Here is a 22,623-nt window from a genome sequence, read left to right as displayed (position 1 = left end):
GACTAGCCCCACCTGGCGCCGGTCAGCGGATCGTTTTCATAGAGCGGTGCATATTGAGGAGAGGCCGCGCGGTTCTGGGCAATCAAACGGCCGAATTTGCCACCGGCCCCGCCTTCGCTTGGCGTGCCGTAGGCCTCCTTGCGCAGAAAATCTTTCAGATCCACATCCTGCAGCAAAGGCACGGCGAGCTCGGCCGCGAGCGCCTTGCGGTAGGCGGCGCGAAATGCCGGATCCCAGTAGCGAGGATCCACCATTACCCGGCAGCGTGCCCAGATCTGTTCCTGTTCGCAATGAACTTCATTGCCTTCCAGATAAAACTCGCGCAGCACGGCATTGCGGCGCGGGTCGATCAGTATGGCAAGCGGATCGCCCACCTTGTTTCCAGGCAGGTCGAATGCAAATTTCCAGCCGCTTTCCGGCGTCTCGGCCTGCCGATTGAGCCGAAACGTCTTGCGGCAGAACGTCCAGTCGTGCAGCCCGAAGGTTTCATCGACAACACCGGGCCAGACGACATCGACGATGCCGCCGAGGCCCGTTTCTTCGTCAATCGAGAAGTTGGGCGGCTGGCCGAGATCGATCAGCGCCTGATTGACCAGGGTCGCCTTGGTGATTTCGCTTTCCATGCCGCCCAGCTCCGTTACGCGGTGTCGTCGGTGCCGGCGTTGACGGCAACCGTCACGTCGCCGGATGCCGGCACGGTCGCGACCAGCAGGGTCACGCGCTCGGGCGTGCCGGATGCATCGCAGATTGCCGTGATGGAATCGCCGACATTGAGGATCGCGCGGGCATCGTTGAAATAGCCCGCCGTCTGCGCCGCGGCGTCCGGGTCCGTGGTGACATAGTTGTAGAAATTGCACTTCTTCGAAGTGCCGTTGTCGTCGTAGCTGACCGAATGATAGCGGGACAGCTGGCGAATCTTGAAAGCCATGGTTCGGTTTCCTTGTGCTTTGCGGAAGAAGGGCCGCGTCAGGGCGCGGCCCGGCTGTTCGCGCTTACGGCGTCACCGCTTCGGTTTTCACCACCGGGCGCTCGGGCCGATCGAGCAGCTTGAAGTGCAGGCGCTTCACGCCTTCCTTCTGGATGCCGACAGCGCAACCGCCCATTCCGGCCTTGATCAGCCAGGGCGAGCCCTCATACTCGGGATGCTGGGTGAAACCCGGCGCTTCCTTGTTCCAGGGCGTTTCCGCACCCATGGCGTTGCGCGCCCAGATCCACGAATAGAGCGACGTGCCGTCCGGACCCGTGAAATATTCGTCCGGCATCGGGAAATAGTTGACGCTCTGCACCGTCTTCATCTGCTGTTTGGTGCGCTTGGAGAAAGGAATGTTCTCCGGGCCGGCATAGCGGGCGTCGGCGAACTCCTTGTAGAACAGCATCTGTTTCCACCACATCCACGGAAGCGGGCAGAACAGTGCATCGTCTTCATCCTCGCCGGCACCGGTGCCGAAGATCTCGGCAGCCGCGCCCTCGGTGTCGAGCAGATCGATAACCGTGGTGCCGTCGCCAATCGTATCGATGCCGCCGAGCCCGTGAAACGCGGTCAACGCGTCCAGCTTGATGTTGTCCCGTTTGCGCCGGATCGATTTCGTGATCAGCCGTGCGATCGCGTCGCGCTCGCTCGGTCCGGATTTGTAGATGTCCTGGGTGCGATACCAGGCCGAGGATTCGAAGTCGTCGGGCTTGACCTCGATCATGGAGAGATCGGGATTGGACCCCTGCACCAGCTGAATTGCGCCGGTCAGCTTATAGGCTTCCACCCTGCCTGCGGTCGGGAACTTGATCAGCCCGGCCTGGGTGTCGCCGCTCATCATGGTGCCGTCGAGGTAGCCGCCACCGGCCTGATACTGGATGGTGACCTTGTCCTTGATCTGCTCGCGGAACCAGTTTTCTGCCTGGAGAGACATTGTCCGTCCTTTCCTGCTGTCTCAAATTTCCGCTTCGGGTCGATAGCCAGCAGGTCAAGCAGGTCCGGTTAAGGATAGCCGCCGCGCCGCCAGGTCGCATCCCTAGTCGGTACGGCGGCCATCATGGGCCCGCGCGCGGGCCGTCAATTGCTGCTGTATGCCTTGCGATATTTCTCGTCGAGCGCGTCATAGGCAGCCTCGTCGAATTCCGGCGTTCCGCGTTTCGCGTCGAGCGCCTTCATTTCCGCCTGCAACTGTTCGCGCGTCGCCCCGCTGCCAGGGCCGCCATGCGCGCCCGGGCCGCTCTCGTTCTGGCCGAACTGGCCGCGCATCCATTCGAGGAACTTGTGGCCATGGGCACGGTCGGCCAGCATCAATTGCGCATACTCTGCGGCCTGTTTGTCGAGGCCGCGATTCGTCACCATGAGATCGACGAAATCCAGATTCTCCTGCATGCGCTTGTCGATCGCCTTGTCCTGTTCGGCCGGTGGCAAATCCTTCGCCTCATCGGGCAACATTTCTGCACGCTCGGCCTTCGCATCCACCGGCGGTTCCAGGAGCCCGGCCTGGGAAAGCGACTGCATGCCGGTCTGCCAGAGATTGAGGAACGCCCCGCGTTCGATGCCGAATTCTTTTGCCTTCGCTGCCATGGGTTCGAACACCGGATCGTTGCCCAGCTGATCGAAATGCGGCTTCAGATCGTCCGCTAGCTCGAAATTCTTGACGCCTTCCGTAGACAGATACTCTTTCGGATCCTTGGGAATGTCCCGGTTGGCGTCCTTTTCGCGATAGCCGGCAATGGCCTTGTTGACCTTGGCAAGCGTCTCGTTGGCGTCCTGGCCTCGTAATTGCTCGGGAAAGCCATCCGGCCAGGTCGGGTTCCAGGCGGCGGCCGGTTGCTGTCCGTCTCCACCCGACCCGTTTCCGTCGCCTCCATCGCCACCGGCATTGCCGTCGCCACCATTGGCGGGCGCGGCGGCGGGTGAGCCGTTCCCGTCGCCTGCGCCCGCCCCGGCACCGTCGCCACCCTGGCCGGTGCCCTCCCCGCCGCCGCCATCGCCGCCGCCGTTGTCCGGCATGCGGGGAAGCTCATTGAGATAACGCGAAAGAAGTCTGTTCATTTTTCGGCTCCGTTCTGGTTGAGAAGTTCGCGGCCTTCCACGACCGCTTTTCGAAGCAGCTCGCCGATATTGGCGCGCGCCTCGTGTTTGGCGGCCGCCAGTGCGGCCTCCTGGAAGTCGCCGCCGACGCGCGGATAGGGCGAATCCAGCGTCAGGAGGAACAGCCAGTCGAGGAACAACCGGCCGTCTTCGGTGCGCGAGATCGCGCCGGCGAAGCGAAGCACGCGGTTGTCGGGGCGGGACTGATCCGGCATCACCGCCGGCTGCATGAGTTTTTCAAGCGCCTCCCAGCCCTCGCCGCCGGCCGTCAGCACGTCATCGAGCCCGCGCACCTGTGAGCGCGGATTGATGTTTACGGGCCCGGTCATGCCGCCTGCCTCCCGCCTTGGACCATATCAAAGCCCTTTTCCACGAGTTGCGGCGCGGCCTTCTCGGCCATCGCGGCCGCCGCCTGTTGCGCCATCTGTTCGGCTTTCTGAGCGCGCACCTGTTCGCGGGCCGCTGTGTCGGGGACGAGTCCTTTCGGGATGGACAGCGCCTCGGCGATCTTGTCGGCCGCCGGATCCATGATCAGATGCTCGTCCAGTTTCTGCGGCCCGACGAACGAGACCAGAAGCTCGATATAGTTGGCGAGATTGGCCAGCATGTCCGCATTCATCTGCGCTGTGATCGGTGACCGAACGGAGACGGAGACCATCAACTCGTTGAACGACATCATGCCGCGCAGATAGCCGAACGAATGCAGGATCTCCGCGCAGCGTGGCACGATAACCGGATGGATCGATCGCCAAAGCCGCTGGAAACCGTTGAGATGCACGCGGGCGTTCTGGCGGATGAGTGCGGCGATTTCCGAAGCGGACTTCGGTGTGCCGTTGGACGGTGGCAGGCGCGTATCGAACAGGGCTTCGCGCACCTGGTCCTGCATGCCCTCGATAACGAGACGCGAAACATCGAGCCTGCCCGATGCCGGATCCATGCGCTGCACGTCCGGACCCAGAATACCGCCGGTCGATTGCATAGGCCAGAACTGACCCGCACCGATCCGCACCGTGTCGGGATTGAATGTGCCGCCGGCGCGATATGCCCAGATGCCGAGCATCTGGATTGCGGCCGAGCGCAAGGCCATCTCCTGCGCCTTGTTCAGCGTCTTGATGGAGGGCAGCGCCAATAGCACCGGGCCACGGCCGCGCATCTCGCCTGGCACACGATAATACGGCGCGACTGCAATCGGCTTGGTACGATAGGTTTCGTGGCTGATGAAGTCTTCGCAGTCCTTGTCCAGATAGGCGGCAAACCGCCAGCGGCCATCCGGAAGGCGGAAAAAATCCTGGTAGAGCGTCAGTTCATCGTTCGGCCGCGACTTCGAGGCCTCGATAAAATTCTTGCTGAAATTGCCCTGCGGAAAGGCGTCGCGGATCTCTTCGCGCGCCGCCATGCGTTTCCACGAGATCAGGCTTTGACGGCCCCAGGCATCGCCTTTCACGGCAATTTCGTCCGCCGGCGGCGCATAGAAGATGATCGGTTGTTCCGGCGTGCCGCGCATCGGGATCAGAACGCCCGTTCCGACGCCCAGGTCGATGCACATTTCATGCGTGGCCGTATCGAACTCGCCCGCCTGCATGAACGGATAGATGAAGCTCCCGACCTTCTCGAGCTCGCGATCGAGCTTTTCCTTGCCTGCGTCGCCAATGGCCTGATGCGCGAGTGCGCCGGTCTCGAGGATGGGCGCACCGGAGAACAGCCGGTTCTGCAACTCGCCTGCCATGTTCATGGCGCTGGTCGGGCCGGTCATGTCGTAGATCTTGTCGGCAAGATCCTTGCGCGTTCCGCTGCCGCCGGGTCGGCGCTGCGGAATCACATAATCGTAGGCGTCGCGATAGAAGCGGTCCCAGGCGGAATTTTCCTCCCAAGCGCGATCGGCGCGGCGTTTTTGTGCCTGGACGGTGTTTTCTGTCATCAGGCGAGGTTCTTCTTGCGGTCGCCAGCCGGTACGGCGGCATCGGAAAACAGCCGGCGGCCGCGCGGATTGCGCCGCGAAAGCGCCGCGCGGTTCTCCGAGCGGTTCAGCTCGGCAAGCTGTCGGTCATTCGCCACCTGCTGGTCGCGCCGCGCCTGTTCGGCCTGTCGCTTCGCATCCCCGCCGCCAAAGATTTCGCTCATGCCCCGGTCCTTTCCAAAGCCAGATGGCGGGATCGGAAAACCCGCCCGGTCGAAAACCTGCGATCCTCGCCATGCGCTGGCCGCGCAGATTGCGCGGAGAGATGCGGGCAAAGACCAGGATGCGAGCTTGCACGAAGGCGGGCAGCGTCAATTGAGCCTCACGGATCAATGCGCGCATGTGCTGTCGCGCGGCCGGGCGAAAGCGGATGGCCAGTTCGGCACGGCGGTTGCGGCGTGTGTCCAGCATGGCGAGCGCCAGCGGTTCGTCGCCGGCAAGGAACGCGACCGCCTGGCCGATCCGGCACTGATGCACCATCGCGCGGCGGTAAAGACTGCTCGCCCCGCCGAAGGACATGGCCAGCGAGGGCGGAACGGGGGTTACCCGTTTCAGACGTTCCATATGTCGAAATCGGTCTTGGCCTGGACGGAGCGCATCGGCACCACATTGGTGGGGCGGCCCATCCTGGCCGCTTCATCGCGCACGGCGCGCGGGCCGCGATAGCCGTAGCAGAGATACTGCCAGGCATCGTGGATGTGGGAATAATGGTTTTTGGCGATCTCCAGGCGGTCGGTTTTGCCTTCGGTCGCCTGCTTGGTCAGATGATACTGCGACGCGAAGCCGCCAATCGTGTATTTCAGTCGCGGATCCCAGATCGAGCGCGGTGTGTTCGCGTCGATGTTCCCTTTCAGATACCATTCCACGGCCTCTTTACGCGACTGGATGTCGTTGCTCGCCGTGGGCTGGATGTTGACCTGCAAGGCCTGCGCCACCGTTTCCATGAAAGCGAGACTGCCGTGCTCCTTGTCGGCACCGTACCAGGCCGAAGGGTCGCCCCAGGCGCCGGCGCACGCCATACCGGCAAAATCGCGTAGAAGCACTTCCATCACCGCCGCGGCGAAACGCTCCGGCCCCGTCACGGTGTCCGGCAGAGACACGATTTCGCGCAGGCCGCGCAGCTGACCGTTCGGCATGAACTGCCCAATCGCGCAGGCGGGTGTGCCGCCGGCGTCGAATCCCATGTAGAATGGCAGTTCGCGCACCGGATCGAGGTTCTGGTCGGAGCGGTGGCGGAACATGTCGAACTGATCGTAGACAACCGTGCCCTGTTTCTTCGCGGCATACTTGCCATGGACGTTGCGTTGCGCGTCCGGATGTTTCGATCCGCCGAAAGCCTGTTCTTCCTCCTCATACTGGCTTCGGCTTTTGCCAATCCGGTTCTCGGCCTGCGGCGAAAGGCCGGATGGCTGATGAAAGAAGGTAAATCCCGGCCACTTTTCCGGCTCCTCGATGTGGCGCTTGTACGTCCAGTTGGCGGGATCGGGCGGGTTATAATCGCCCATGATGATGCGTGGCAGCCGGATCACATCGATCCCGCTGTCCGGGTCCTTTTCCCAGCCCAGCCGGTCGCCCTCCCATTCCATAATCTCGACGCGTGGGGGAAAACGCGCCGTGCGGCCGTAAAGCCTTCCGGGCACGCTTTCATCGACCAGATCGCACTCGTTGAGCCAGCCCATGGAGATCTCGTAGCCCTTGAAGAAGCTGTCGAGATTTTCGTTGCCGATCGCGCCGAATTCCATTTCCAGCCGGACCAGCGTTTCTTTCGGCCCCTCCGGCCACTGCCGGATCGTGTTCCATTCGAGGATATGCTTGACGGGCCGGTCCTGACCGCCCGAATACGCGCCGGGCTCCTGCGCGGTGTACGGGCCGCGTTTGGGAAAGAATTCGTGCCAGGAAGAAAGCGCGGTCTTTGCCATCTCGCGATAGGTGTCGCGCAAGGCGGCACAGCGCACATGGATGACGCCATCCTTGCAGACCGGAAAAAGGTTGCTCGAATGCCGGGCGATCTTGAACACGGTGGCAACGGTCTTGCCGCTGCCCCATGGCCCTAGGATGAGATCGATCGGCCCTTCCGATTGAATGTAGCTTGCGGCAACCGGTCCCGGCGGCGTGAACTTGAAAATATCGAAGCGCGGCTTCTCGACGGCCCTTTTCATCCCGGCTCCCTGCATCCCACGGCGCGCGCGCATCCGCACCCTGCGCCCGATTCAACGTCGCAAGGTTATTCGGCACCGGCAGGCGTCAATTCAGGGCAGGCCTGTTGAAACGGGTCGTGTGTGTGAAGCCGTAGGGCCCCTCTAGGACAGGGGGCGCGCGGTTTTGAAATTCGACAAGGCCGGTCTGCCCATGGCGCGAAGGGAGGGGGCGGGGTCGAGGCATGGAGTGGCAACTGGATGCGCCAGGCAAAAACCATGCTCGGCCAGATGACGGTCGATCAACTGATTTTCAATCAGGTGTTTCAGCGCCGCTTTTGTCAGTGTTATCAATAGCTTGGCTATCATCGTGCGGATCATTATCGACTATCCGCACGGGACCGCTATTGATTTCATTGGCTTTTTTCGCTCGCGGATCGGCCACGCTCATCACGTCCGATTGCGTGCTGATCCCGACATTCATCTCGCCGATGACCATCAACGGCCGGGCCACATCGGGCGGCAGGTCGATCTGTTGCGGCTTCTTCGCATACTTGTAGGGCATGAGCTCTGCCGCCGCCGCCCGCTGCAACCCCAGAACGGCCAGGCGTCCCTTGGCCGTATTGGCACCGAGCGCCGCCGCAAGCTGCAGCGTATCCGCCGACTGGATCATGGACAGCGTAACCGCCGGGTCGCGATGGCCCAGGCGCTCGAGATAGTCGAACACTTGCGTATTGCGCCGATTGGCGCTGCCCGGCGGCCTCCCCCGCTCCCGTCGAGGCTTGGCAACAAGTTCCGATGCTGCCGCCAGCACGTCCTCGTCGTGGATATCGAGCGAGCCGGCGAGCAGGTCGAGCTGATCGCCCTCGGCCTGGGCGCGCTCCTGGTCGACGCGGTGGAGATCGGCCGCCAGGCGGTCGGAACCGCCCGTGTGCGCGCCTTCCAATGTCCCTTTTTCGGTGTCGTCGTCGTCGCTCATAGCCATGAAACCATTATTTTATTCGGGCGCTCGGCGTCACCTGTCGGTTACCACAACCGCCGATAGGTAACCGCGTTGTAACCGGCTTTTTTCCAGCAAATACATATACCTACACGCATAGGTTACATGGTTACCAGTTACCTCACATGCGCACATGCGCGCGCGCATGCGTGATGCATGACCTATTCGGGTAACTTGTAACCGCAAAGCGCACCTATCTGTTTTTGTTGGATTTTCTCGGTTACCTGCGCGTTACACCGGGTTACCTTGGTAACCGCCCTGCCCCGCCAGGCGCACGGCACAAACCTCGCACGCCGTACCTTGCGACAAGTGCTTGCGCTCGAAATGCGCTGTTTCGGGCCGAAAATGGCGCGGCGGGAACACGCATTCTCCCAATGGGGCGGGGGTTGGGCTGTCAATTGCTGGATGGGCGCGCGGGCGTGGGAGTGGACATAATAGCCGTTTCCCTCGCCCTGGAGGCGGGACATAGGAAAGCGGCGCAGCCCTGCCGGGCTGCTGGTCATTATGATGTGACACACGGCAAATACGCCGCAGCCGCGCCAGGCGACGCAGAAACGCCACCAGCGCCGTGCACGGCTGCTCTATGAACTGTGATTAAGCGTCTGAGGCTGCAAGAATGAGGCGATAGCCACCGCCGTGACCCGCCCGGCGTTCTATCCGCCAACCAAGTGGCTCAAGATGATGTCGCTCGCGACGAATTGTAACGCGCACAACGGCATCGGCTGTATCCGGTCCGCCATTCGGATCATCTTTCCAGATGTATTCCGCCAGTTCATACGACGTGAGCTGGTGTCCTGGCCGCCAGGCCAATCTTCGCACAGCATCGCGAAAGACCTGCGAGGTGGTTTCCAGCCGACCGACGATCTCCTCGCGCGGGACCGCGCCTGGCGGCATCATACCGCCGCAACAGGGGCAACGGCCGCTCACCGCCCCTCCTTGTCGACATAGGCCGCGAACGCCGACATATCGATCAGAAGGCAGTGCTTCGTGGAGCCGTTGATCTTGAGCTTCTGCTTGTTGCCCTCGTTGCGCAACACAACGTTGTTGGGCGCTTGCTTCAAGGCCCCGAACCAGCCCCCGCGCTGCCATTCCGTATCCGCGAACAGCTTTTGCAGCACCGGCCCGTCATTGGGCACTGCCAGGCAGAAACCATCACCGGGGTCGCCCTTGTTGCGGATGCTAAGATTGACCAGCTGCAGGCGCTCTTTCGCGAACTCGAGCGCGAGGTTGTCGCGCTCCACCTGGTCGATCACGCCGCCCACCGTGGGCTTCACGCCGTCGCGCCAGGCCTCAATCGTCGAATCGAGCAACCGGTTGACGCATTTGTGCCAATTGTCCAGCCGTTCGCCGCGCTCGAGCGCCGTGGCGGCCGCGATGATCTCGCCCAGCTTTGTCTGGTCTGTCACCGGCAGGCCGATATCCTCGAGCTCGGCCGGGCCGACCAGCAGCTCGGCGGCCGCCAGGAGCGTGCCATAGGTATCGATCGCCCGGCTGTCGAGCCCCTGCTTTTGCAGCGTGTCCCACCAGTCCTGCAGGAGCCGGCCGGAAAACTCCGTCCATCCGTCCATGATCTGGCGCAGGAGCATGCGGCCGTCCGTCTCGATCGCCACGCTCATCTTGCGCCCCACGCCGTCCGCCATGTCCAGGCGAGAAAGATTGAGGATCGCCATGCGGCTTTTGTCCGCCTCGGTCATGGGCGGCGGGTTGATGGCGGAAAACAGAAACGAATTGTGCATGCGGAAGGTTGTGCCCTCGTGGTCGGCACCGCCACGGGCGATGTCGCCGCCGGTATAGGCAACGCGCGCCAGCTCGATCACGCTCTGCGCCTTCGTGGATCCCGGCTTGTTCTCCAGCTCGTCGACCAGGATCGGCAGGGCATCGTGCTTGACGCGCTGATAGATGCCGGCGGCCGTGGTGTCGACGGCCGCGAACACCGCGCCCTCGAGCACGTTGCGCAGGAGCTCATGCAAGGTCGACTTGCCGACGCCGGCGCCACCGCCGGTAAAGACGATCGGCCGCGCCTTCAAAGCGCCGCCCATGATCGCGGTTGCAATCCAGCCCAGGCAAAGCACCGGGTCGAGATAGGGCCGTTCCCATTTCCAGCTGCGCAGATCCTCGAGGATCCGCAAGGCCGGGCTTTCATCCTGTTTTATCGGCGCGTCCCAGGGCTCGATCGTCGTCGGCTGCCGGGTGTAGAGAAAGCCTTCATGCTCGCCCGGCCGGGCGCGCTCGAGCGTCGAGCCGTTGACGCTCCACATCCAGTTTCCGGAGTGCCACACGAAACGGCCGGTCTTGTCCTGCCAGCCGCCACGGCCGCGATGCTGGGTCTGGGGATCGAAATCCGGCCGCTTGGCGGCGGCGTTGATCAGGCAGGCGGCCACCTTGTCGCGCTCGAGGCGCACAACGCGCAGCTCCTCCTGCACGGTGCCATCCTCGCCAACGGTCTTTTTCTTGCCGAAGGCCGGCCAGGCCCAGAACAGATAATTCACGTCCGGCGCGAACAGGTCGAGAAGCGTGGGCATGTCCCATTTCTCGACCGCCCGCATGTGGCCGGTCGCCGTGCGGACCCAGACCGTGCCGCCGGCGTCTCGGCCGATCACATGCACCGGGCAGTCGGGCGGCAACGCATCGTGCGGTGCGCCCGGCCACTGGCCGGCGCGAAGACCGTTGCGCGGCTCGTTCGGGTCCGGGGAGTCAATCGGCTTTTCGTCCTCGAGTTGACGCCTGGCGGTCTCGAAGATGGCGCGGATAGCGCGGGTGCCGGTCTGTGTCGTCTTTTTCGCCATTGCCGCCCTGGCCTGCTGTCATGAAAAAAGCCGGCCGCACGAGGGAGGAGGGTTCGCGCGGCCGGCAGGTGGATGAACCGCCGGACCTATTCCTGGTCGTTGCGGGGTTTTTCCCCTTTCGGGGTTTCTCGCCGGCGCAGGGCCGCCCGGCCATACTCGGAAAGCGGGCTGTCATCCTCGGGCGTCATCGCCAGCCGGTCGCGATCGACCAGGAGCTGCCGCTTTTCTTCCGCGCGCGCTTCGGCGTCCGCCTGGGCCTTTTCGGCGGCGGTGACCTGATCGAGCGTGCGCAGGGTGAAGGCGAAGACCGCCCAGGCCGCTGCCATGCGCCGATTGGGTGCAGGCAGGTTCGGCAAACCGCGCCGCCGCATATGAATGCAGACGGCTTCCGGTGTGGAATCGGGCCAGCGACGAAAGAATGACGCCGCTTCCTGCATCGCGCTTAAATCAGCGTCACGCCAGATCGAAAGGGTTTCGGGATCTATAAGATCCTCAACCGGTGTTTCGCCCCGAAAAACCGCCCCGGAAGCCCAGAATGCGGCTTTCGCATTGGTGTCCATCTGGACTGCTTCCGCTTCATTTTGCTGTTCTAGCTGCTTTTCCGCTTCGTCGGATTCCCGGGCATCGGCTTGCCCTTCTGCAGCCGTATTTCCTCGAGGAGCTTCATTGTCCGGATGTGCATTCTCTTGTCCGGATTGGTCAGTTCCCTGGGCATCGGCAGATACATCGCCCTGTAGATTTCCTGCCGCATCGCTTCCAGATCCTTCATCAGCTTGATCTGCGGTTCCGGTATCGGCAGAAACTCCACTGTCAGCTTGCCCATCGCTCAAGGCTTCCGTTTCCGTTGCTCCCTGGCTTTCAGCATCCGCGCTATCTGGCGCAGGCGCAGGCGCGCCTGGCTCTTGCCCGGCAGCCGGGGCATCGGTCTGCTTTTCGGGATCCACGGCCGTGGCGGCCTCGAGCGCAGACGCGGCCTCTCCGGCGCTTCCATCCTGGGTGGTGGTTGCAGTGTCCGTTTCCACGCGATCATCAGAAGCGGGCTTTGCACTGCTGTTCCTCCGTTTTGCCATGTCACTCTCTCCTATGATGTTGGGTGTGGGCGGCGGGCTGAACCCCTACGCTCGAACCGTCCCTAGAAGGTGCTGGGGGCCTCGCGAGCCGTACCAGACCGCCCTCTCGGGTATTCAGAATGGAATGTCGGAAAGCGGCGGGCTGGCCCTTTCGTCGATCAGGGCCTGTTGCAGCGCCTCGACCGTGACCTGCAGCCGCCGCGTCTCCCGGCATTTTGAATGAAACGCATCCCGATACCGGTCAGCCTCTATCCGCGCGTCGGTCAGTTTTCCGCGCAACGAGCTGATAGTATCCGTCGGCTTCGCCGGAGCGCTCGCCACTGGCTTTGCCTTGGCCTTGGAGGCCTTCCTGGGCGTCGGTTTCTTCATCACACACCCTCCCCGGCAAGCAGTCGCTCGCGCAGCGCATAGCCCTCGAGCGGCCAGATCTGGCGCACCGCATCCTCGAAGGCGAATTTCTCGCCAAGTTCCCGGTCGAAATTGTTCGGGTCCGCCGGCGCGGATTTCCCGATCACGATGAAACCGTTCTGCATCTTCACCAGGCAGATCGTCATCGTCGGTTCCAGGCTCGGCCGCACATAGTCGACCTCCTGGATCTTGGCGCTGATGTCCTCGAGCGAAACCCGGTGCGGCGTCTTCTGCACCCGCGCGGATTGCGCATCGGTCACTTGCAGGCTTTCCATGCCCATGCTCATTCTCCTTCGTCGTCATCGGCGAGGTCATTGAAATCGTCGCCCACGTGGCTCGCCATCACGTTGAGCGGCTTGCCCGCCGCCTCGAGCGCTTCCAGCGCGGCGTCGAGCTGCTTTTGTGCCTGGGCATTGCCGGTGTTGTTGTCGCGCGCGACAAACACCTCGGAGATGCAGGGAAGATGCACCGGGGCATGGCGCATGCCGGAAAGAGAACCGGCCGCCCAGACGCGCGCCTCCGGCACGGCGATCGCCAGCGGCCCGACGCTCTCGATCCCCTCGCCGATGATCAGCGGGTGCGGCTCCTCGCAATCCCAGAAAGGTGCCCATGCCGGCCCCATGGCGACCTCGATCACCGCTCCCTGCGCCTCTCCAAACATAAGCTTGGCCGGCTGCACCGGCGCTTTCGCCGCCTCGACCGGATCCAGAAACGTCACATGGCAGGCGGAGATCTCGCCATTCCATTGCCGCATGGCCGAATGCACGGCCGGAAAGCTCGGTCCCGGCACGGTTTTCATGCGCCGGCCATCCGGTTCGGTGCGATAGGTCGCGCCCCGCCACCATTCGGTCGCGGCGGAGAAACAGAAATTTTCTTCATTCAGCGCCGGCACCTGGTGAAGCGGCATGTGCCGCGCCGCGAAATAGGCCACCGCATGGCGGTAGGCGGCACCGGCCGGGCCGGCCTGGAGGGGAATGGAGGAAAAGAGCTCGCGCGCACGCCGGCGCTTTTTCAGGCGGTCCTGCGCCGCCTTCTGTTCACGCTTCTTCGCCTGCGCCTCGGCCGCAAAGCGCATGGCCCGGCGCTCCTCCCGGCTCATGGAGCGCAAACCGAGGAAATCGCGCGCCCAGGCCAGCGCGCCTTTCGTGTCCGTGCCGTTGAGATAGCCGACCAGGCCGATGATGTCGCCGGCATAGCCGTCGCGGCCGTTGCGCCAGTCCTGCCAGGCTCCCGGCTCGCCGCCATGCACGCGCACTTTCAGCGCCGGCAGCTTGCGATCGTCGCCGGCAACGCGCGGATTGCAAGATTCCCACTGGCCTGCGATCAGCCGGCCATGCGGCAAAAGCCGCTCGCACACGTCCAGCACCCGCAGATTGAGTGCCGCGCGGATCTCTTTCAGGTCACCGTGCATCACAAAAACCCCGCCTGGATCTCCTGGCGAGTCGGCGCCGGCCGCATCACGCCGCCCTCGGCCGCAAGCTGGCGCGCCTTGTGCTTGTCGGGAATGTCCATGCACCCGCCGAAGCGCAGCCAGTCGTCGGGTCGCGTCAGCGTGTTTCGGGACGGCGGGATCCAGACAAACCGCGTGTCGTCCACGATCGGCTTGCCAAACTCTTTCAGCCAGACCACCCAGCAATAGGCGGTCGCGGTCTTGCCATTCACCACCCAGCGGGCGCGATGCATGGGCACGCGCTCGGCATATTGGGCGATCATCGCCGGCGGATAGATGGAAAACAGATCGTCATAGCGGCCCTGCCCTTCGCAAAAGGCCGTGCGCACAAGCATGGCAACGCCGCGATAGGCGAGCTGTAGCGCTTTCAGGATGAAATCCCGGCCGATGGCGAAAGGCGGGTTGGTGATGATCCATTCCGCCGGCTTCCAGCGAAAGTCCTGATGCAGAAAATCGGCCACCTGGCCGAACCCGTAGGGAAAGATGTCGCTCGCATGCACCTGGGCGAAATAGTCTGCCAGGGCGAGTGCCATGTGCCCCTCGCCGCAGGCCGGATCCCAGGCGGGATTGTGAAACAGGTGCGGATCGGGAAAGACGCGCGGCAGCACGTGCTCGCAGAAAGCACGTGTCGCCCATGGCGGTGTCGGGAAAAAATCCAGACTGTCCGCCGGCTCATGCCGGCGCGCCATCACGGCCGTGGAAGCGAGGCGGATCATGATGTTTGCTCCGCAAGGCGGCTTTCATCGATTGCTAGAAAGGTTATCCACCAGTACCCGTCTTCCATTGGGGAGACGATGCCGCTTTCCTTGTGCGATGGATCAAAAATGATATGGCCATCGCGGCAGACGACAGTGTGACCGGTCCCATTCCGGCTGGTGCCGCCCAGCAGGAACAACGCGCCGGGGTTGACCGCGTGCATTGTTTCGAGAATTTCTTTCAGCTCGAGCTCACCCGGATAGAGGACGTGCACCTCGCGCAATGCACCATAGCCGTGCAGCCACTCGTTGATTTCGGCCTGTGTCTCCTCCGAGGAGCGGTTGGGTCCGAAGCGATAGAAATGTGGAACCGATACAGGCGGCAACCCCAGCACCGCAGCAATCGCCGTTCGATGGCAGTCGCCCCACGTGCCTTTCTCGGGATCGTGTTCAACGAGCATCTTTTTCACGCCGTCCCCCCTGCCGGCGAATTAGCCAGCCCTTCGATCACGCGCCTGTTTCCGGCCTCCAAGTTGCGCTGAACGATCGTCATGATCTCGTCCGGCGTATATTTGCGCTGATCCTGATAGGCGATGATCATGCCCAGCACCTGCGCGTTGAGCGCCAGGAGCTCGATGTCCGGCAGGTCGCCGGCTTCATCCTTGAGGAACTGGCAAAGCTTGTCGGTCAGGGCTTTGTGGCGGGCATCGGTCGGTCTGGATTTGATTTTCATGCCGCATCCCCCTCCGGCTTGGCACGGGGAACAAGCACGAAACGCTTGCCTTTCAAGGCTCTGATGGCCGCCAGTTCGTCGAGGAACGATCGCGCCGAAATCTCGTAGCTCCGGCGCAATTCTTCCAATTGCATCAATAACAGCTTTTCCCGGTCGCTCGGTGGCTCATCGATTGGCTGAAGCACATATTCGTCGCCATCTGGCAGAGGCTTGATGGTGGGTGGCGTTTCCGTCATGCCACCCTCCCCGCCGCGTTCATCGCGATCTGGCTCACGCCTTCCGAGAGGTCGCGCCGCCACCAGCTGCGCCAGCGTGCATCGCGCGTGCGTTCGTCGGCAAAAGCGCGGCTCACCGCGCTGCGGATGCGCCGAATGGCCTCCTGCTGGCGCTGGCGATTGAGAATTTCCGTGGCTCTGGGGCTCTCCATTACCAGTCTCCTGTGATCGAACGGGTGAGATCGTCGAGCAGCCGGTCGAAGCTGCGTTCGTTGCGCCGGTCCTCGATCGCCTTGCAGGCCGTGTGGACCGCCTGGCGCGTTACGCCGGCGGCCTCCGCCGCTTTCGCCTGGTTCCAGCCGGCAGCGGCGTTGAGCAGGTAGAGCGCGATGCGCCGCACCTCGGCCGCCGCCATCCATTCCGGGTTGTGCGTCGCGCGGCGTGATGGATCCTGACCATGGATCGACGCCGCATCACGCCCCAGGGCATTCGCCACCAGGGCGATAGCCAGCTGATAGGAGATCGAAAGCCCTTCATCGTCGTTATGGGCGGCCGTTCGCCGCTTGCCGGCGTTCAAGGTGGCGGCTTTCAGGCGCGCCAGCGTGCTGGGGCGTGGTGTGCAAACACCGGAAACAAGCCGGTGATAGTGGCCGCGCGTCAGGTTTGCGGCACGGTCCATATGGTCTTTGGTCAGGTTCAGATCTTTGCGCCGTCTCTCGATCGCGCGGATTTCCAGACGGGCGGCAGTGGCCTGATCGTCCTTCATGCCGCATCCCTCGCCTGCGCCCGCTTTTCCTTCACAAAGGCGCTCACACGCTCAACGGTGAGCTCGTCCTTGCCGGGCCTGATGATGATCAGGAGTGACGGAACCTTCCGGCTGTCGTCATAGTCCGCGTCGGAAATCTCCGCACCGCGCCAGCCCTGACTGTGCATTTCATGCCGCAACGCTTCCACCATCGAGGCTGCAAGCGCCGCCATGTCGGCAAACTCCGGTCTCAGATCGTCGGCGATGGCGATCATGGCAACACCGCCAGAATGCAGGCCGCGCACCAGGTCACCGCCATGGCGCAAAGCAGAATGCTTTCGCAAAAATACCGCGCCGCGGCGCTGGAAAGTCCGGCCTGCCGCATCTGCCGGCCGCGTTTGAGCGAAGCCAGCGCAACGGCGGACACGGCATAGATGCCGAAGACGTTTATCAGGAGCACCGGAAGGATCATGCCGCCCGCTCCTTCTCATGGATCAGGGCATCGAGGGCGGTGGCAAGTTTTTGCAGCGTCCGCACCTGCCCACCGACAGCGCCTTTTTTGGCGCGGCTGTAGGTTGTGGGATGCACATCGGCACGGGCACACAATGCCTTTTGCGTGATGCCGGCCGCGATGCGATCTTGATCTATGGTGCTGAAATCCATCTGCGCGAATCACTTGCTATTGCGATAAGCAATCTGATATGCAGTTTTGCATATATTGCAAGGTGCGTTCGTGTGCAGGTGTTAGCAGTTCCACACAATACGTTGCGACCTATGTCGCAGCAAAAAGATACAAAGGCGTGGATTCAGGCTGTCGCACAGCATCTGAACCTGTCCCTGTCAGAACTCGCAAAGAGCTCCGAGCTCGCCCCCTCCACGGTCACACGTTACATATATGACCGCTCGGGCAAACTTGGCATCTCGAAGCGCACATTGGATGCAATATCCGCGTTTTCCGGCGTTCCCTTTCCAACCATGCCGGGCCAACGTGCCGTTGGCGGTTTTGGCGCGCCGGATATGGTGCCTTTCAGCGTCGAGGAGCAACTAGACTATCCCGGCTGGGTTACAGACGCGGTGAAACTCGCCATCGATGACCGCAACGGCGTCGAGCCATGGCTAATCAAAAGCCGCGCCCTCGATATGCTGGGGTATCTGCCGGGCGACGTTCTCCTGATCGACCAGAACAGGCGGCCGAAAGCCTCCGATATTGTCTGTGCACAGGTTACCGACCTGGCGACGGGATCCACGCAAACTGTCATTCGCCGCTACGAGCCGCCGTTCATTGTCGCACATAGCGCCAAGATGGGGCCGCAAAGGCCGGAGCTGGTGGACGACGAACGCGTGACGATCGTCGGGGTCGAAAGCGGGCTGTTCAGAGCCACCCACTAGCACTTTACAAATGCCGCCGCATTTTCGGGGCGGATGGCGATAGCGTCTCTCTTGTCAAAATGCCGCGTCATTTTCCTGACGCGGCATTTTACATTTGCCGCCGCATTTCCAAGGGGGCGGCAATTGACTTTTGACGCTGCATTTTACCCGACATAGCAATTGACATTTGCCGCTGCATTTCTGCCGATTATGCAAAAACACCTGCGCACCCTGCGACAACATAATAAGCACTATCGCCTACAACCTGCACATTGATATTGACGAATATGCAGTTTTGCATATTCTTGATCCGAATCGAGCACAGGAGGTTCGGCATGTCTTTATCGAGCGAAAGCGCAAGCATTGAAGAGGTCGCCGCCGCGATCGGCCGCACGCCCACATGGCTGCGGCGCAAGTGGCTGCAGCTTCACAACGAGCATGGTTTCCCCCGCAAGCATCCCACCGGCTGGACCTGGCCGCGCGATGCCGTGCGCGCCTGGCTCCGGTCGGGCGGCCTGCTGGCCGAGGAAGCCGCAACGGCAAACGACAACGCGCCGGCACGCGATCCCATGGCGTCCTACAAGGAAGCCCTGGCCGGCCGCTATGGAGGCTCGGCATGATGATGTCTCTCGACAATGACAGGCCGGCCCGCGCCATGGTGCGGCCGGATGATCTGACACCCGGTCAGCGCAAGGCGCTCGCCACCGTACGCGATTTCAAGCTCACCCGTGTCAAGGGTGGCTGGCGCGGCGCGGGCTCGCCCAAGGTCACCCTGCCCACCGCCAGCTATCTGGGCTTCAAGCGCCTGGTCATGCGCGCCAACTATCGCGGCCGGCCGCGCCTGGTAATCACCCAGGAAGGCCGGAACCTGCTCGACATTGCAGAAAGCAGGGGGCGGGCATGAAGCCGGAAACCGGAGAGAACACCGCCAGCATCAATCGCCGGCGCGACTTTGCCGAGTGGCCCACGGTGCTGGCTGCCCTTCGCGAAGGTGCAAGCATCGTGCGACCGCCAAGGCTGGACCGTTATTTCATCGATCGCGGCCAGGGACCGGGCGGCGGCTCATTGTCCGCAACCTATGTCCGCAAGCTGGAAGCGGAAGGCGTCCTCGAGCTCATCGGCGTGCACCGCTACGCCCTGCCAGCGCAATGGCAATTCAAAGAGAAGGAGTTCGCGTCATGACCGAAGTCGTGAATGGAGAGGGAGCCGACAAGCGGTTGATGAAATTCCTAGTGAGAGAGATGGGCGGCCACTCCGTCGTTATCGTGCGGGATGGAAAACGCATGATTGGCTGGTGTTCCGGCAAGAGCCTTCAATCGATTGCTATGAGTGATCTCCGCGCAGCCGCCATCGTCCCCGCCCTCACCGACGAGGCGGTGGAGCGGGCTAAGGCCGCTTATTGGAACGAGGTGCATTACCGCGGTGCGTTTAGTGACAAGCCTATCCGCGCCGCCCTCCTCGCCGCCTTCCCCAGCAAGGGAGGCGAATAATGCCCTGGCTTGATTTCCTCCCCATGCTCGCCCTGGGCGCGGCTGCGGCCTTCCTGCTCGGCTGCGGCGTGCTCATCCTCGATCGCTTCCAGGCGCGCCGTTTCCCCAAACCGCGAGGGCCGTTCGATGTGGAATGAACGCCAATGCCGCATCTGCGGATGCTCCGACGACTACGCCTGTTATTGCCCGGACCATGGCCCTTGCTCATGGGTCGAGGCGGATCTGTGTTCATCCTGCGCCAACATGCCGCCTGCGGAATACACCTTCCAGCGGCGTCACACCCACCTGATCGAGTGCGGCTTCCTGTTCGGCATCGGCTTCATGATCGCCCTAGCCGCGGGCTGGCTCGGCTATGCGGGGATCCGCATTTTCCTATAGGCGCACGGTCCGCCCAAACACCGTGCGCCTTTGCCGGGCGGTCACGCCCCCTGACCGCCCGGCCCTTCCGGATTTCGAATAGCGCGCCGCCCACACCACCCTCCCCTCAAGGCGCGCTATGGCCGGGCGGCACCGTTCAGCCTGCCGCCCGGCCTTTGACTTTCATCTGCCGGCGATTCATCGTCGGCGCATTGCATCGAAGGAGCCGAACCGATGCCCAAAAAATCACCGCATCCGCATGTGGCCTGGCGAGACGGCCGGCCGCGCTTCCAGCCCGCCCAGGATCTCCGCGAAAAGGGATTGAAGGGAACGGATCTGCGCTGGCCGGATCCCGCGCCGGCCGGCTGGCGCCCGGATGATCTGCAGCCCGGCGACAGGAACGAGGGCGCATGGTTCACAAGGGGCGAGGCCGTCGACTGGTCGGCCGCCTTCCGCCAACGTCAGGCAGAAGCGCAGAAGGGCGAACAGAAGCGCCCGAAGGGCCGCCCCCCGAAAAAGGGCGGCACGCGCTTCTACACCGTCGCCAGGCTGTTCGACGACTGGCAGCGCTCGCCGAAATTCGTCAACGATCCACCGATCGGCTACAGCCCGAACACGAGGCGCGACTATCGCCAGAAACTGAACGTGATCGAGAGCGATCACCAGCTTGTCTGGAATGCGCCCGTTGCCGCGCTCGAGCAGCCCACCATCCGCTCCATGTTCGAGGAGATATGGGAAGCGCGCGGCCTGGCCACGGCAAACGGCGTTGTGCGGGTTCTCTCCTCGGCCATCTCCTGGGCGATGCTGCGCGGCAAGGTCCGCATGCCGGTCAACCCGGCGCTCAAGATCAAGATGGAGGTTCCGGCCCCGCGTGTGCGCTTCGCCACGCGCCGGGAAATCGACGCCCTTGTGGCAACGGCCGACGCGATCGGCCGGCCCGAGCTCGGCGACATGGTTATCCTCGCCGTGTGGACCGGCCAGCGCCAGGCAGACCGCCGCGCCCTGATCGACAAGGGGCTGCTCAACAACCGCCGTGTGTTTCGCCAGGCGAAGACGGGCGCGGTTGTCGCCATCCACCAGGTACGCGAGTTGGAAAAGCGCATGACGCTCGCGGAAGCGCGCCGCAAGGCTGCCCGTGCGCAGGCCCTGCTGGCCGCAAGAAGCGACGAGGAGCGCGCCCGCGCAGAGCTCACCTTCTCCCATGTCATTCTCGACGAACGCCGCTGGGTGCCGATCAAGAAATACCACTACACGCACCTGTTCGCGGATCTGCGCGAGCAGGCGGTTGCCGGCGTGCGCGATGAGACCGGAAGGCAGATCGTCGAGCCCTGCCCGTCCCTGGCGGATTTCTGGGATCTGGACCTGCGCGACACGGCCGTCACCTGGATGGCGCTTGCCGGCGCGACGATCCCGGAGATCTGCGCCGTCACCGGCCACACGCTGGAAAGCGCGACGCGGATCCTCAAGCACTATCTTGCCCGCCATCCGGAGATGGCCGACAGTGCCATGCGCAAGATGGTGGAATGGTATGACGGCGGCGGCGAAACGGAGATCGGATTATAGCCCTAGCGGCCCCGCCGCGAAAAATAGTCTTCTTCGAGATAGGTGTCCCGATCTGGGCCCGTCGTAAAACTGGCCAGAGCGAACAGGATCGCTCCGGCCAGAATCCCCATACCGGGCAACGTCAGCCCGTATTCGCGAATGTTCTGGCCCACTGTCCTCTCCGGGTCGCGTAGCCAGAAATAGACGGCCGCGGTTCCGGCGGCCCAGAAGATCAAAAGCCCGACAATCTGCCCCATGATTCCCTCCAGCAGGTGTGAGGGAGACTAGTGAACGCCGTGACTATCTGTCGAGCGAAGAAAGCGGCGGCGGCTAACATACATATTCAAAGATCAGATATGCATCTGGCCTTGTTTCCATGGGTTTCACAAAGGCCAGCGTTCACATTCGCAATGCCGTTGAAACATTGTTGACCAACCAGCGCTCATCGGGAGAGGGTTTTACCATCCTAGGGAGGGCTTATACATGCACGAAGATTTACAACTTGTGGAACAGCGCCTTACAGACTTGGAGGGGCTCGTTACAGCCATGCTTTTTGTGGGCGAGCATGCAGACGACGAGGAACTGGCAAACATGCGCGCCTGCACCGTCTCATTGCTTCACCTGATGTCGGACGCGATTTCGGCCGCCGGCCGCGATGTCGCCCGTGCCGAAGCCGCCCGGCGTAGCCTGACAGGCGCAAAGCACGTGGGCGCAGAATCGCCGTGCGGATAATTCTTTTCCGCACGGTTCCGCAAATTATCCGCACGAACCCCGTTTGTTCCGGTTTCGATTTGCTGTAAATTATTGAATTTATTGTGGTTTTGGTGGTGAGCGCGCAGGGGCTCGAACCCTGGACCTACTGATTAAAAGTCAGTTGCTCTACCAACTGAGCTACGCGCTCCCATCAGGCTCTGGCGAACCCGGGAAATTGCGGCGGAACATAGAGAGGCGCTTATCCTCGGTCAACTGGAAAAAAGCGTCTTTCTCCCGACTTTTTTCGCGCCCCTCATATGCCGTATCTGCAGAGCTTCAGGTGGCGCTGAGCGTACGGCGTACCGCGTCGCGCCAGCCTTTCAGCTTCTGCGCGCGCTCGACCTCCGCCATTTTCGGCCGGAACTGCCGGTCGAGCTTCCAGGCATCGGAAAACGCCTCGGCGTCGGGCCAAACACCCGCCCGCGAACCTGCGAGCCAAGCCGCACCCAGCGCGGTGGTTTCCAATTGAGTGGGCCGATCCACAGGGGCGTCGAGCATGTCGGCAATGCATTGGAGCATCCAATCGCTTGCGACCATCCCCCCATCGACGCGCAACACCGTGTCATTCGCGCCGTCTTTCCAGTCCTTGCGCATCGCGTCGAGAAGATCGCGCGTCTGGTATGCGACCGATTCGAGCGTGGCCCGAGCAAACTCCGCCGGGCCCGAATTGCGCGTCAAACCGTAGATCGCTCCACGTGCTTCCGCATCCCAATAAGGCGCACCGAGCCCGACAAAGGCAGGAACGAGATAAAGATGCTGCATCGGATCGGCCTTGGCGGCCAGAGCGCCGGAATCGGCAGCCTTGCCGATCACCTTCAACCCATCGCGCAGCCATTGCACGGCTGCGCCGGCCAC

The 22,623-nt window shown here is 62.7% G+C and carries 37 protein-coding genes and 1 tRNA gene; 9 read left to right on the top strand and 29 right to left on the bottom strand.

Annotation, left to right across the window (positions count from 1 at the left end; genetic code table 11):
• Positions 1-2: 2 nt before the first annotated feature.
• The 26 genes from QZ638_RS01180 to QZ638_RS23275 all read right to left on the bottom strand — a co-directional run bounded on the left by QZ638_RS01180 (position 3) and on the right by QZ638_RS23275 (position 16,921).
• Positions 3-623, bottom strand: coding sequence for a hypothetical protein (locus QZ638_RS01180; protein ID WP_295805934.1), 621 nt, complete (start codon positions 621-623; stop codon positions 3-5).
• Between the two features lie 14 nt (positions 624-637).
• Positions 638-928, bottom strand: a complete 291-nt coding sequence (locus tag QZ638_RS01175) for a hypothetical protein (RefSeq protein WP_295805932.1) — start codon at positions 926-928, stop codon at positions 638-640.
• A 64-nt stretch (positions 929-992) separates the two neighbouring features.
• Positions 993-1,904: a phage capsid protein gene (locus QZ638_RS01170; RefSeq protein WP_295805930.1), complete on the bottom strand. Its 912-nt coding sequence runs from the start codon at positions 1,902-1,904 to the stop codon at positions 993-995.
• 143 nt (positions 1,905-2,047) lie between these two features.
• Positions 2,048-3,025, bottom strand: a complete 978-nt coding sequence (locus QZ638_RS01165; RefSeq protein ID WP_295805929.1) for a hypothetical protein — start codon at positions 3,023-3,025, stop codon at positions 2,048-2,050.
• Positions 3,022-3,393: a hypothetical protein gene (locus tag QZ638_RS01160; protein ID WP_295805927.1), complete on the bottom strand. Its 372-nt coding sequence runs from the start codon at positions 3,391-3,393 to the stop codon at positions 3,022-3,024. The genes QZ638_RS01165 and QZ638_RS01160 overlap by 4 nt, the downstream gene beginning before the upstream one ends.
• Positions 3,390-4,982, bottom strand: a complete 1,593-nt coding sequence (locus QZ638_RS01155; RefSeq protein WP_295805926.1) for a portal protein — start codon at positions 4,980-4,982, stop codon at positions 3,390-3,392. The genes QZ638_RS01160 and QZ638_RS01155 overlap by 4 nt, the downstream gene beginning before the upstream one ends.
• Positions 4,982-5,119: a hypothetical protein gene (locus QZ638_RS01150; protein ID WP_295805924.1), complete on the bottom strand. Its 138-nt coding sequence runs from the start codon at positions 5,117-5,119 to the stop codon at positions 4,982-4,984. The genes QZ638_RS01155 and QZ638_RS01150 overlap by 1 nt, the downstream gene beginning before the upstream one ends.
• On the bottom strand, positions 5,109-5,585 hold the full coding sequence (locus tag QZ638_RS01145) for a hypothetical protein (protein ID WP_295805923.1): 477 nt from the start codon (positions 5,583-5,585) through the stop codon (positions 5,109-5,111). The genes QZ638_RS01150 and QZ638_RS01145 overlap by 11 nt, the downstream gene beginning before the upstream one ends.
• Entirely contained in the window at positions 5,573-7,180 is a 1,608-nt protein-coding gene (locus tag QZ638_RS01140) for a hypothetical protein (protein WP_295805921.1), read from the bottom strand. The genes QZ638_RS01145 and QZ638_RS01140 overlap by 13 nt, the downstream gene beginning before the upstream one ends.
• Before the next feature lie 289 nt (positions 7,181-7,469).
• Positions 7,470-8,135, bottom strand: coding sequence for a hypothetical protein (locus QZ638_RS01135; RefSeq protein WP_295805919.1), 666 nt, complete (start codon positions 8,133-8,135; stop codon positions 7,470-7,472).
• Between the two features lie 615 nt (positions 8,136-8,750).
• Complete coding sequence (locus tag QZ638_RS01130; protein ID WP_295805918.1) at positions 8,751-9,083, bottom strand: helix-turn-helix domain-containing protein; 333 nt, start codon at positions 9,081-9,083, stop codon at positions 8,751-8,753.
• Positions 9,080-10,942: a hypothetical protein gene (locus tag QZ638_RS01125; protein ID WP_295805916.1), complete on the bottom strand. Its 1,863-nt coding sequence runs from the start codon at positions 10,940-10,942 to the stop codon at positions 9,080-9,082. Before QZ638_RS01125 ends, QZ638_RS01130 begins: the two co-directional genes overlap by 4 nt.
• An 86-nt stretch (positions 10,943-11,028) precedes the next feature.
• Complete coding sequence (locus QZ638_RS01120) at positions 11,029-11,502, bottom strand: hypothetical protein (RefSeq protein ID WP_295805914.1); 474 nt, start codon at positions 11,500-11,502, stop codon at positions 11,029-11,031.
• A 29-nt stretch (positions 11,503-11,531) separates the two neighbouring features.
• The gene (locus QZ638_RS01115; RefSeq protein WP_295805911.1) at positions 11,532-11,765 is read right to left on the bottom strand and encodes a hypothetical protein; all 234 of its coding nucleotides are present in this window, start codon (positions 11,763-11,765) and stop codon (positions 11,532-11,534) included.
• Between the two features lie 361 nt (positions 11,766-12,126).
• Entirely contained in the window at positions 12,127-12,381 is a 255-nt protein-coding gene (locus tag QZ638_RS01110; RefSeq protein ID WP_295805910.1) for a hypothetical protein, read from the bottom strand.
• Positions 12,381-12,701 (bottom strand): Gp49 family protein, encoded by a 321-nt coding sequence (locus QZ638_RS01105; protein WP_295805908.1) that lies wholly within the window; start codon positions 12,699-12,701, stop codon positions 12,381-12,383. Before QZ638_RS01105 ends, QZ638_RS01110 begins: the two co-directional genes overlap by 1 nt.
• Positions 12,702-12,703: 2 nt before the next feature.
• Positions 12,704-13,831, bottom strand: coding sequence for a toprim domain-containing protein (locus QZ638_RS01100; protein WP_295805907.1), 1,128 nt, complete (start codon positions 13,829-13,831; stop codon positions 12,704-12,706).
• Positions 13,831-14,586: a hypothetical protein gene (locus tag QZ638_RS01095; protein WP_295805906.1), complete on the bottom strand. Its 756-nt coding sequence runs from the start codon at positions 14,584-14,586 to the stop codon at positions 13,831-13,833. The genes QZ638_RS01100 and QZ638_RS01095 overlap by 1 nt, the downstream gene beginning before the upstream one ends.
• Entirely contained in the window at positions 14,583-15,035 is a 453-nt protein-coding gene (locus QZ638_RS01090; protein ID WP_295805905.1) for a hypothetical protein, read from the bottom strand. Before QZ638_RS01090 ends, QZ638_RS01095 begins: the two co-directional genes overlap by 4 nt.
• Positions 15,032-15,298, bottom strand: a complete 267-nt coding sequence (locus QZ638_RS01085; RefSeq protein WP_295805904.1) for a hypothetical protein — start codon at positions 15,296-15,298, stop codon at positions 15,032-15,034. Before QZ638_RS01085 ends, QZ638_RS01090 begins: the two co-directional genes overlap by 4 nt.
• A complete protein-coding gene (locus QZ638_RS01080; protein WP_295805903.1) occupies positions 15,295-15,534 on the bottom strand; it encodes a hypothetical protein in 240 nt (79 codons plus the stop codon). The genes QZ638_RS01085 and QZ638_RS01080 overlap by 4 nt, the downstream gene beginning before the upstream one ends.
• Entirely contained in the window at positions 15,531-15,725 is a 195-nt protein-coding gene (locus QZ638_RS01075; RefSeq protein ID WP_295805902.1) for a hypothetical protein, read from the bottom strand. Before QZ638_RS01075 ends, QZ638_RS01080 begins: the two co-directional genes overlap by 4 nt.
• Positions 15,725-16,279 carry a hypothetical protein gene (locus QZ638_RS01070; RefSeq protein WP_295805900.1) on the bottom strand — a complete coding sequence of 185 codons (555 nt, stop codon included), beginning with the start codon at positions 16,277-16,279 and terminating at the stop codon, positions 15,725-15,727. The genes QZ638_RS01075 and QZ638_RS01070 overlap by 1 nt, the downstream gene beginning before the upstream one ends.
• Positions 16,276-16,533, bottom strand: a complete 258-nt coding sequence (locus tag QZ638_RS01065) for a hypothetical protein (RefSeq protein ID WP_295805899.1) — start codon at positions 16,531-16,533, stop codon at positions 16,276-16,278. Before QZ638_RS01065 ends, QZ638_RS01070 begins: the two co-directional genes overlap by 4 nt.
• Complete coding sequence (locus tag QZ638_RS01060) at positions 16,530-16,730, bottom strand: hypothetical protein (RefSeq protein WP_295805896.1); 201 nt, start codon at positions 16,728-16,730, stop codon at positions 16,530-16,532. The genes QZ638_RS01065 and QZ638_RS01060 overlap by 4 nt, the downstream gene beginning before the upstream one ends.
• Positions 16,727-16,921, bottom strand: coding sequence for a helix-turn-helix transcriptional regulator (locus QZ638_RS23275; RefSeq protein ID WP_366936191.1), 195 nt, complete (start codon positions 16,919-16,921; stop codon positions 16,727-16,729). The genes QZ638_RS01060 and QZ638_RS23275 overlap by 4 nt, the downstream gene beginning before the upstream one ends.
• A gap of 111 nt (positions 16,922-17,032) precedes the next feature.
• Between QZ638_RS23275 and QZ638_RS01055 the strand changes: the two genes are divergently transcribed.
• The 8 genes from QZ638_RS01055 (at position 17,033) to QZ638_RS01020 (ending at position 21,036) form a co-directional block, all read left to right on the top strand.
• Complete coding sequence (locus tag QZ638_RS01055; protein WP_366936190.1) at positions 17,033-17,647, top strand: hypothetical protein; 615 nt, start codon at positions 17,033-17,035, stop codon at positions 17,645-17,647.
• Between the two features lie 314 nt (positions 17,648-17,961).
• Positions 17,962-18,246 carry a hypothetical protein gene (locus QZ638_RS01050; RefSeq protein WP_295805892.1) on the top strand — a complete coding sequence of 95 codons (285 nt, stop codon included), beginning with the start codon at positions 17,962-17,964 and terminating at the stop codon, positions 18,244-18,246.
• Positions 18,243-18,530 carry a hypothetical protein gene (locus tag QZ638_RS01045; protein ID WP_295805890.1) on the top strand — a complete coding sequence of 96 codons (288 nt, stop codon included), beginning with the start codon at positions 18,243-18,245 and terminating at the stop codon, positions 18,528-18,530. Before QZ638_RS01050 ends, QZ638_RS01045 begins: the two co-directional genes overlap by 4 nt.
• The gene (locus tag QZ638_RS01040; protein WP_295805889.1) at positions 18,527-18,808 is read left to right on the top strand and encodes a hypothetical protein; all 282 of its coding nucleotides are present in this window, start codon (positions 18,527-18,529) and stop codon (positions 18,806-18,808) included. Before QZ638_RS01045 ends, QZ638_RS01040 begins: the two co-directional genes overlap by 4 nt.
• A complete protein-coding gene (locus QZ638_RS01035; protein ID WP_295805887.1) occupies positions 18,805-19,116 on the top strand; it encodes a hypothetical protein in 312 nt (103 codons plus the stop codon). The genes QZ638_RS01040 and QZ638_RS01035 overlap by 4 nt, the downstream gene beginning before the upstream one ends.
• Positions 19,116-19,253 carry a hypothetical protein gene (locus tag QZ638_RS01030; protein WP_295805885.1) on the top strand — a complete coding sequence of 46 codons (138 nt, stop codon included), beginning with the start codon at positions 19,116-19,118 and terminating at the stop codon, positions 19,251-19,253. Before QZ638_RS01035 ends, QZ638_RS01030 begins: the two co-directional genes overlap by 1 nt.
• Entirely contained in the window at positions 19,243-19,494 is a 252-nt protein-coding gene (locus QZ638_RS01025; RefSeq protein WP_295805883.1) for a hypothetical protein, read from the top strand. The genes QZ638_RS01030 and QZ638_RS01025 overlap by 11 nt, the downstream gene beginning before the upstream one ends.
• A gap of 213 nt (positions 19,495-19,707) precedes the next feature.
• A complete protein-coding gene (locus tag QZ638_RS01020; RefSeq protein WP_295805881.1) occupies positions 19,708-21,036 on the top strand; it encodes a hypothetical protein in 1,329 nt (442 codons plus the stop codon).
• A gap of 2 nt (positions 21,037-21,038) precedes the next feature.
• On the opposite strand, the gene QZ638_RS01015 is transcribed toward QZ638_RS01020, so the two are convergent.
• Positions 21,039-21,272, bottom strand: a complete 234-nt coding sequence (locus QZ638_RS01015; RefSeq protein ID WP_295805879.1) for a hypothetical protein — start codon at positions 21,270-21,272, stop codon at positions 21,039-21,041.
• A gap of 226 nt (positions 21,273-21,498) precedes the next feature.
• Here QZ638_RS01015 and QZ638_RS01010 point away from each other — a divergent pair, with 226 nt between their 5' ends.
• A complete protein-coding gene (locus QZ638_RS01010) occupies positions 21,499-21,747 on the top strand; it encodes a hypothetical protein (protein ID WP_295805877.1) in 249 nt (82 codons plus the stop codon).
• Positions 21,748-21,840: 93 nt separating this feature from the next.
• On the opposite strand, the gene QZ638_RS01005 is transcribed toward QZ638_RS01010, so the two are convergent.
• Both QZ638_RS01005 and QZ638_RS01000 read right to left on the bottom strand, forming a co-directional pair.
• Positions 21,841-21,916 (bottom strand) — tRNA-Lys (locus QZ638_RS01005).
• Between the two features lie 128 nt (positions 21,917-22,044).
• Positions 22,045-22,623: FGGY-family carbohydrate kinase (locus tag QZ638_RS01000; RefSeq protein ID WP_295805875.1), on the bottom strand; the 579-nt coding region annotated here is incomplete at its 5' end.

It is taken from the genome of uncultured Nitratireductor sp., assembly GCF_913053745.1.
Taxonomy (GTDB): domain Bacteria; phylum Pseudomonadota; class Alphaproteobacteria; order Rhizobiales; family Rhizobiaceae; genus Nitratireductor.
This window is presented reverse-complemented; position numbering and strand designations above follow the sequence as displayed.